This window comes from Tateyamaria sp. (genome assembly GCF_059783535.1).
This window is the reverse complement of record NZ_JBYNDP010000140.1, coordinates 1-9,080: the sequence shown is the minus strand read 5'-3', so window position 1 is coordinate 9,080 and position 9,080 is coordinate 1. Positions and strand designations below refer to the sequence as shown.

The 9,080-nt window shown below is 60.2% G+C and carries 8 protein-coding genes; 1 reads left to right on the top strand and 7 read right to left on the bottom strand.

Translation table 11 applies throughout. The features are described 5' to 3' along the window. Positions 1 to 164 precede the first annotated feature (164 nt). From AC6RA8_RS18930 to AC6RA8_RS18920, 3 genes are all read right to left on the bottom strand, one after another. Positions 165 to 1,451, bottom strand: a complete 1,287-nt coding sequence (locus tag AC6RA8_RS18930; RefSeq protein ID WP_500354854.1) for a Fic family protein — start codon at positions 1,449 to 1,451, stop codon at positions 165 to 167. Between the two features lie 320 nt (positions 1,452 to 1,771). Further along, positions 1,772 to 2,377, bottom strand: coding sequence for an SMC-Scp complex subunit ScpB (gene scpB / locus AC6RA8_RS18925; RefSeq protein ID WP_500354852.1), 606 nt, complete (start codon positions 2,375 to 2,377; stop codon positions 1,772 to 1,774). Next, on the bottom strand, positions 2,374 to 3,336 hold the full coding sequence (locus tag AC6RA8_RS18920; protein ID WP_500354850.1) for a DUF1403 family protein: 963 nt from the start codon (positions 3,334 to 3,336) through the stop codon (positions 2,374 to 2,376). The genes scpB and AC6RA8_RS18920 overlap by 4 nt, the downstream gene beginning before the upstream one ends. 126 nt (positions 3,337 to 3,462) lie before the next feature. Here AC6RA8_RS18920 and AC6RA8_RS18915 point away from each other — a divergent pair, with 126 nt between their 5' ends. Further along, on the top strand, positions 3,463 to 4,491 hold the full coding sequence (locus AC6RA8_RS18915; RefSeq protein ID WP_500354848.1) for a site-specific integrase: 1,029 nt from the start codon (positions 3,463 to 3,465) through the stop codon (positions 4,489 to 4,491). Between the two features lie 18 nt (positions 4,492 to 4,509). Here the strand turns inward: AC6RA8_RS18915 and repB are convergent, their stop codons facing one another. The 4 genes from repB to AC6RA8_RS18895 form a co-directional block, all read right to left on the bottom strand. Then, entirely contained in the window at positions 4,510 to 5,499 is a 990-nt protein-coding gene (gene repB / locus AC6RA8_RS18910) for a plasmid partitioning protein RepB (RefSeq protein WP_500354847.1), read from the bottom strand. A 52-nt stretch (positions 5,500 to 5,551) separates the two neighbouring features. After that, on the bottom strand, positions 5,552 to 6,742 hold the full coding sequence (gene repA, locus AC6RA8_RS18905) for a plasmid partitioning protein RepA (protein WP_500354855.1): 1,191 nt from the start codon (positions 6,740 to 6,742) through the stop codon (positions 5,552 to 5,554). Positions 6,743 to 7,032: 290 nt separating this feature from the next. Beyond that, positions 7,033 to 8,208, bottom strand: a complete 1,176-nt coding sequence (locus AC6RA8_RS18900; protein WP_500354845.1) for an acetate/propionate family kinase — start codon at positions 8,206 to 8,208, stop codon at positions 7,033 to 7,035. After that, a partial coding sequence (locus AC6RA8_RS18895) for a bifunctional enoyl-CoA hydratase/phosphate acetyltransferase (protein WP_500354843.1) occupies positions 8,205 to 9,080 on the bottom strand: 876 nt, incomplete at its 5' end. The genes AC6RA8_RS18900 and AC6RA8_RS18895, both read right to left, overlap by 4 nt.

Here is a 9,080-nt window from a genome sequence, read left to right as displayed (position 1 = left end):
CGACGGCCGGCATCTCGGTCACGCGCGCGGGAACAGCCCCCGCAATGCCGCACCGGTCAGAGGTGGACGGGCTGTTCTGAGCCACCTGGCTTGAGGCGACCAAGCCCGGCCAGTACACCGATACACGCAGCTCAGGTGTACTTTCAGCGCCTTGGCAAAACAGGTCAGGAGACTGTGACGCCGTCCAGATCGCTCGGCTTAAGACGGTAGCGGATAACGTTGCCTTCATGCAGGCCCGCAAGTTGTTCGGCCACATATGCGACGACACTCTCTTGATCGGCTTCTGGCACACCTGCCTCGGCCGCCATCGCCATAAGGTCCCCGTGCCGAAAGCCTTTGAACTCAAGAACGCTCCGTCGGACCGCCGCACGAACAAAATCCCGGTACACAATTGCCGCCTTGTGCGGGCTGTCTACCTCTGCCCTCAACACCCGGTACTTTTCCGCTGAGGCCAGGTAGGCATCGATGTACACCTCACGAAAGAGGGACACGTTGTTCAACTCGTAGATACCGATCAGCCCATCAATATAGTCCCGGTCGTCCATTGTTGTGAACGACATCGGCGCAAGGTCCGACTTCAGGAGGGGAATGTTGGATGCAACGCGCGACGTTCGCTTGTTGATGTCGGCAAACCCCTGCAGATAGGGGATATGGACAAGCAAATAGAATGATTGCTCGAAAGGATCCGTGATCTGCGCTGCCTTTTGAAGCAGGATGTCGAACTCCTCTTCGATGGAAACCGCGTCATCAAGTGGCCTGTAGCTTGAATGCGAGATTCCCACAGGCAGCGCCCGCAGACGACCGGACATCGCCGGATCTGCCAAAAGCCCATCCGACAAAAGCGCATGGATTGCAAAAAGGTCGGGACCGCGAAGAGCAATCTCTTCCAGATTATCTACAACGTATTGGATGGCGTCCTTGTGGTTCAGGATCATCAAGGCTTCCTTGCGATCCTTGCCCTCGGCTTCCTCGCCAAACCGGATGAGCCGCTCGGTTTGCAGAATGTCATAGGTGTTGCCCTCCATCCGTGAGGAGGCCCAACTCAGATCGACCAAGAGCTGTTCAAGGATACGCCGCGCGTAGGTGCCTGCTGGCAATGCACCGCCCCGGGGCCGTCCCGCTTCCTGCATTCGATCGCGATCAACCTGCGACAGATACCAGGTCTTGCCTGGCACATATGCGTCCAGAAACTCTGGCTTATAGGCAACCGGGGGGCGTCGGTTGTATGGTACTGAAAGATGGGCACGCACGACGGCCGAGCCGGCAATCTGATATCCCGTCGCCCTTCCTTTGCCTGACGTCTCCAGGCGGCCTGCATCGACGAGCCGTTTGAGCGCGCGCCAGACGGTCGTTTCACTTACATCCCTTGCCGCGCCTTTGCGGATCGCATCGCGGCCGGCGCCTGGGTTTTGGGCGACAAAATCAAGGATGCCTTGATCTGAAAGTGCCATGAAACGATTTTCCACTTGAGTGAAGCGATTATCGCATTGTTATATTGTCATTTTCCGCTCATGTATATTTTCGTTTCATACATTTTGCAACGATTATGACTGCGGGCACCTCTTCCGGTGAACATCCTAAGAGTGAAACGATTATCCGCCTGAAACCAGACAAGAAGTCCGCCCTTCGCGGCATACGTTGCACATCGATTGCAACGAACGTCAAACAGGCCAACAAGCCTGGATTACAGAGCACGCATGACAATCGGTCGGGACATGACGACCTCAAACCTTGCATTCCATCGCTGGACCGGTCCCGCCCAGGATTACTTTCACATATCGTCAGGGACCAGCCCAAGCTCTGGCAAGTCCCGCAAGCTCTGCAGATCGAACGTCGCCAGAAACGTCTCCGTCGTCACGAACGTATGCGGCGCGCCGGGCCGCGGCGCCCTTGGCCCACTCGCAATCAGATCCTTGTAACGCAGCCGCGCCAACAGATCGCGACTGACCTCCTTGCCAAAGATGTCCCTCAGCCCCGCCCGGTCGATCGGCTGGTGATAGGCGATGGCGCATAGCACACCCATTTCCATCTCGGTGAACGCCAGCGATTGATCCCCGAGATCAGCGGCGGCCTTGATCGCCTCCGCGAACCGGGTCCGGGTCCGCAACATCCATCCCCCGGCCACGTGCACCAACTCAAATGGTCGCCCTGACAGCTCCGCCTGTATATCTTCGATCAGCATCTCAAGCGGCGCCCCCTGCCCCACAACGCGGGCCAAATCATCCCGCCCGACCGGCGAAGCGCTGGCAAAAAGCACGGCTTCAACCCGGCCCATCCATTCGCGCCACCGCAGCTCTTGCGACAGATCATCAAGCTCCCGGTCGAATGCAGGCGCGCTGTTGGCGGTCGCTTTGTGTTGCCGCGTTGTGGTCGTCATGGGGCAATCCCGTACAGCCGGAATGTCGATCGTCCGGTCAACTCTCGGGCGACACCCAATGCGACCAACCTGTCGCACAAGCGGCGCGCGGCCCGATCTGTCATCGGAATTGTCGTACCCTGGATCACCGGCGACAACATCGATGACGGGGAAACGGCATCCTCGGACAGAAACAACGCAACCGCCGCCTCCGCGCCCTTGGCGCGCAGTTTTGGCGCCACGGCACGAAGTGCGCGCGCCCTGTTCGCCAATTCTCGTGACAGCCGGATCGCGTCATCGATGCCATCCAGCAGGCGTATCTGGATTTTCAGCGCGCCCCCATCCGCATCTGCGACGAGGTCCCGCAACATCGCTTTCGTCAGGCCATGTGCGGAAACCGGCAAAAGCGTTTTCCAGGCCAGCGTCCGCGCCAGGACGACGTCTGAAAGCAGACAGGCAAGCCGCTCTGCCCGGTCATCGGCCTCCAGGGCTGCCCGCATCACGCAAACACATCCCGCCAGCGGTCCATGTGTGCTTGCACAGTCAGCCCCAAGCCCTAACCAGCCCGTCACATCATCCTCAAGGTCTGGACGCAGAAAGCCCTTCAGGCTCGCGCACCCATCCTCGCCACACAGTCGAAGCCGCCCAGCATCTCGCCAGAAGGCCAATATGTCACCATCCGGTCCGCGCGCTTCTCCGTGCTGGCTCAGATGATAGGCGTCCAGGATATCAGGCGCCCGCGCCATCCGCCCTTCAAGCTTTGACGTCGCTGTTGCAGCTTTCAATGCAAGCCGGTTCGCGAGCAGTTTGACCGGCACTGCATACCCTGGCTCAGACACCAGCCCATCCAAAACGGTCAGCGCCGCCCCTGATCGAAAAGCCACAGTTTCAAGGGTTTCCGCCCGCAGGGACGTGACCCACCCGGGGAGTTTCGGTAAGCTAGTCTGGTCGTCAGAGATGCCAGTGTTTTGGTATGTCATGCCACAACAGTAGTCTCCCGCGGCGCTTTTGACCACCATATAGTGTAAAATCCGCCGCGCCCTGTAAGAGCAAATTATGTCCAATAATCTTGCATTATCGGACACATGTTAACTACACTCAAAACCATGAGCGATGCCCCTGAAAACCACCGCCCAACGGCCCGCAATTCAAGAGCTGCAGAGGCGGATGCACTAAGCTTCGGCGGAACAGAAGCCACAGACAAAGATGCGCTCGCGCTGCCCTCACATACCGGGGCTGTCGCCGGGTCTGATACCCTTGATCGGCTTGTCGACACAGCGCGCGCCTACGCCCAAGCCCCTACCGCCGAAAACACCAACAAGGCTTACACCGCCGACTGGAAACACTTCACGCGTTGGTGCCGGTTGAACGGCACCGATCCCCTGCCCCCCTCCCCCGAAGTGGTTGGGCACTATCTGACGGACCTCGCTACACCCCCGGGAAAAACCCCCGCCCTGTCGGTGTCGACCATTGAACGCCGCCTTTCTGGCCTCGCCTGGAACTGCGCGCAGAGTGGGTTCTCGCTTGACCGCAAGGACCGGCACATTGCTGCCATCCTGGCCGGCATCAAACGCAAACACGCCCGTCCCCCGGCACAAAAGGAAGCGATCCAGCCCCAAGACATCCGCGCCATGGTGGCCACCCTGCCCCACGATCTGCGCGGGCTCAGGGACCGCGCGATCCTGCTTCTCGGCTATGCTGGCAGCCTGCGTCGCTCCGAAATTGTCGGCCTTGATATGGGCAAGGATGACACACCGGACTCTGGTGGGTGGATCGAGATCTTCGAGGAGGGCGCCCTCCTGACCCTGCACAGCAAAACCGGCTGGCGAGAGGTCGAGATCGGGCGCGGCTCAAGCGATCAAACCTGCCCGGTACATGCATTGGAACAGTGGCTCCACTTCTCGAAAATCGACTTCGGCCCGATCTTCGTACGCACCTCGCGCGACGGGAAACGCGCCCTCGACACACGGCTCAATGACAAACACATCGCACGGCTGATCAAGGCAACAGTCCTCAAAAGCGGCATCCGCGCTGAGCTGCCCGAGGCCAAACGGCTCGCCCTTTTCTCCGGCCAGTCTCTGCGCGCGAGCCACAACTGCTTCCGCACCAACCTCACAAAAGCCGCAGGGCTGTGAAGCGATGGCATCCGCGGATCAGGATGTCCCGCCAGATTTCTTGAGGAAATCCGCATAAAGCTGATCCAGGTTTTCGGACAGAAACTCACCAAACGCCGTGGAGTCCCTGGAGGTGAGCGAAATACTATAGGCCCGCCCAGCCCGCCCAATCACACCCTTGATCCGACCCTCGCCAGCGGTCCAGGTCCGCTTGGGGGGTGCCGCCTTCGCCCGACGGCGTTTCGGCCCCTTCCCCGCTTCCTCGACCTTGCTGTGCATGATCTCGAACTTCGTGTCGCTGTCGAGTTGGTCAAACCCTTCGGTCTTGAGGATGCGGTACGCAATGCCCTGGTTGGCCTCGTCCGCCATCAGCTTCTTGAACCCCTCCCACCGGTCCCGGCCGATCTGCTTGGCAGGGCCAATGGCCGTCACAATGTTCTCGGGCACGGTCTGGGCCACGGCCAGCATCCGTGACAGCAACGTCCCGTCAATGGTCAGCGCCCGCTGAATGACATCCTTGCCCTGCCCCAGATCGAACAGGTTCCGTGCAAACAGCGCCTTCTCGATAAAGGACAGGTCCGCCCGCGCCGTGTTCTCCTGACCCTGCGCCAGCACATGGGCCTCGTCGTCCATCTCCTTGACGACCGCACGCACCGGACGGCCCAGATCCCGCGCCACCCGCACACGGCGATGCCCGAAGACCACCATGTACCGGTTCGCCACCTCGGGATGCGGGCGCAGCAGCACAGGCGTGTCCTGACCGCTGGCCTTGATCGAGGCCTTGAGCTCATCATAGGCCTCGTCATCACCCGTCAGACGGTCATTGACGAAGGAGACATCGACCAGATCGGGATCGATCTCGACAATGGTTTCGCCTTCCATCAACCGCTTGGAGTTCTCGGCCAGACTGTCGATCGACACTTTCATCGATTTCGACGCCCCGCGCATGGCATAGCTCGACCGCCCTGCCCCGCTTGGCGTGTCAGTTGGCTGCCCAATCACGGATTTCAACAGGTCTTTTCTGGCCATGTCATCCTCCCTCTCGCACGCTCAAAAATCCAATCTGCACGGCTGTCAAAACTCATGGCACGTCGCGGCCCCAGGCCTGGTGCACAAGGCCCGCAATCTCGTCATTCACCGCATTCAGCGACCCCATCGCCCGGTCATAGGTGGACCGCACGAACTGCGCCCGTTCGACCTCGTAAAGCGTCTGCTTGGTGATGCCCGCATCGGAAATGGCAGTGGACTTCACCATCTGCGCTTCCAGCATCTGTTCGGGGAACATGGCCTGAAGAAAACCCACCATCTGTTTCTGCGGCCCATCCGTCGGCTCGAACCGTGTGACCAGATAGCGGAACCATTTCAGCCGCATCTCTGCCCCGGCCTCGCGAATGGTTTGCAGGATGCCACCCAGCATCAACAGGAACTGGCTCATCGACATCACGTCCAGCATCTGGGGATGCACCGTGATCAGCACGGAACTCGATGCTGTCAGCGCGGTTAGAGTCAAATACCCAAGCTGCGGCGGGCAATCGATGACCACGATGTCATACTGGTCCTCAACCTCCTCCAACGCTTTCGAGATGCGGGTAAAAAACGCGCGCCCTTCAGACGGGTCTCGGCTGGTGAGCGCGACAGGCGTGTCATACTCGTATTCCTGCAGGTCGAGACTGGCCGGAACAATATCAAGGTTTGGGAAATTCGTGGGCCGGATCACCGTGCTGATCGGCTGGCGTTCCTCGTCATAGCGCAATGTCTCGTACAGCGACGAAACAGAGTCTAACTCGGGCTGAATCCCGTGTAGCGCGGTCAGTGACGCCTGCGGGTCCAGATCGATGGCCAGCACCCGGTGCCCCTTGAGCGCCAGATGCTGTGCGAGATGCGCCGCCGTGGTCGTCTTGCCGCTGCCCCCCTTGAAGTTCACGACCGAGATGACGTGCAGCTCCTCACCCTCGGCCCGGTGCGGCAGGTATTGGCGCTTGCCGGGACGCCCATGGGCATCCAGATAGGCGCGCAGCTCCAGCATCTGTTCAGCCGAATAGGACCGCCGCCCTGACGGTGATGTCTCGGGCTCGGGGCCTTTACCCTCAAGATGCAGCTTCTTGATCGTGGATTGCGTGACCCCCAGAAAATAGGCGACCTCGGCCAATGAGAACTGACGCAAGCCCTTCTGGGCGTTCGGAGGGTACTGCTCCTGACGCAGGATGTTCAGCCTGTCAGAAATCAATTCCCCTTGCCGAAGGATGATTTCATCAAATGACATATCGCCCATAACAGGCTCTAATTGGGGATTTCCCATGCTGCCGCCTCGTGTAATATCGCTTTTTGCGCGATTTCTACCGTTAAACTGTGCTTAACGTGGAACCGACTTATCCACAACGATTTTTTCAACCCGTGATGGGGCAAGAGGTTGCATTGGCGAGGATCAGCCAAACAGAGAGTTTCGTTTATGTGTATGTTTTATATACGCTTATTGGATTTGCACGGCTGTCAAAACCTGCGTTGCGCCCCGCCCAAGGCTATGAAAAGGCCAATCCAGCAGCCAAAAGCGGGAAACGCGGCTCAGGATGCCCTCTGCGCGCGCTGCCACATGGCGCTGTTGACCGCGCGGGCAATGATGCGTTCTTCATCCGTGGGAATGACCATGACCCGCGTTGCACCACTGTTGATGTCACGCGCGTTCTGTTGGTTGAGGGCCGGATCGATTGAGATCCCGAGATACTCCAACCCCTCGACAATGCGCTGTCGGATCAGGGCCGCATTCTCTCCGATTCCGCCACAAAACACCAAGCCGTCAATCCCGCCCAGCACGGCTGTCAAAGCGCCAATCTCGCGACGGGCACGGAACACGTAGTAATCAATCGCCTGCCCTGCTTCCGGTCGGTCCGAGGCCAGAAGATCACGCATGTCGCTCGTCTCGGCCGACAGCCCAAGCAAGCCGCTTTGCCGGTACAGCATCTTCATCACATCGTCCGGCGCGATGCCCCTTTGCTGGATCAGATACAGCACCACCCCCGGATCGATCTGTCCGCAGCGCGTGCCCATCGGCAGGCCATCAAGGGCAGAAAACCCCATGGTGGAGCCAACGCTTTTTCCCTCGCGCACAGCGCACATGGAGGCGCCGTTTCCAAGATGGGCAATCACCATCCGCTTCTTGTGCAGCTCCGGTTCATCACGAGCGATGACGCCGGTGATGTAGTCGTAGCTCAACCCGTGAAACCCATACCGCCGTACCCCCTCATCGTAGAAGTTGCGGGGCAGTGCGAAGGTGTCGTTGACCCACGGGTGGCCACGGTGAAAGGCTGTATCGAAACACCCGACTTGCACCGCGTCCGGAAAGGCTGCACGGGCCGCCTCAACACCCGCTAGGTTATGCGGTTGATGCAGAGGCGCGAGGGGGGAGAACTCGGCCAGTGCCGTCAGAACATCCGGTGTCAGCACCATGGGTTCGGCAAATTTTGGGCCGCCGTGCACGATGCGATGTCCGATGCCGGAGATCGGCAGACCGGCCATGTGGGGCTTCAACGTCTCGATGACGTGACGGAGGGCCGCGGCGTGCGTCGGGGCGCTGAGGGTTTGAGTGGCTTTCTCCCCTGCCCGTTCCAGCACCAACCGAGCCTCCGCACCCAGCCCGTCCACCTGTCCGGTCAGCAACATCTCGGGTTCGGGGGCGTCTCGGTAGAGCCCGAATTTCAGCGAAGAAGACCCGGTATTCAGCGTCAGGACAGCGGCGTTCATCGATCCAGAGCCCCGCTGAACAGAGATGCAATCGCGGCGGAAGCAACACGCGTTCGGCGGTCGTCGGCACGGCTGGTCAGGATGATCGGAACCTGCGCGCCCAACACGATGCCAGCGGCTTCCGCACCTGCCAGATACATGAGCTGTTTGGCGATCATGTTGCCCGCCTCAAGATCCGGTGCCACAAGGATGTCGGCCTGACCTGCGACGGGTGAGGTGATACCCTTGCTGGCCACCGCCCGCATCGAAATCGCGTTGTCAAAAGCCAGCGGGCCATCCAGCACGCCGCCCTTGATCTGGCCCCGGTCCGCCATCTTGCACAGAGCACCGGCCTCGACCGTTGACTGCAGGCGCGGGGTAATTGTTTCCACAGCAGAAAGCAGAGCAACCTTGGGCGCGTCGATCCCAATGGCGTGGGCCAGGTCGATGGCATTCTGGACGATGTCGGCCTTGGTCTGCAGGTCGGGCGCGATGTTGATCGCGGCATCGGTGATCAGCAGCGGTTTGGGGTAGGTGGGGACGTCCATGACATAGACATGGCTCATCCGCCGTTCGCTGCGCAGACCATTCGCTTTGGAGACGACGGCGGACATGATCTCATCCGTGTGCAGCGCGCCTTTCATCAGGGCGCGGGCACGACCCTCACGCACCAAAGCAACTGCACGTTCGGCAGAGGCGTGGCTGTGCGGAGTGTCGATGATCTCAAGCGCGCTGATGTCCAGCTCTGCTGTCTCTGCGACTGCCCGGATGCGGGCCGCGGGGCCGACGAGGAGGGGGTGGATCAGACCCAGATCAGAGGTCACTATAGCAGCCTCCAAGGACGTCGCATCGCAGGGGTGCACGACAGCCGTGGGCAGGGCAGGGTGCTTGCG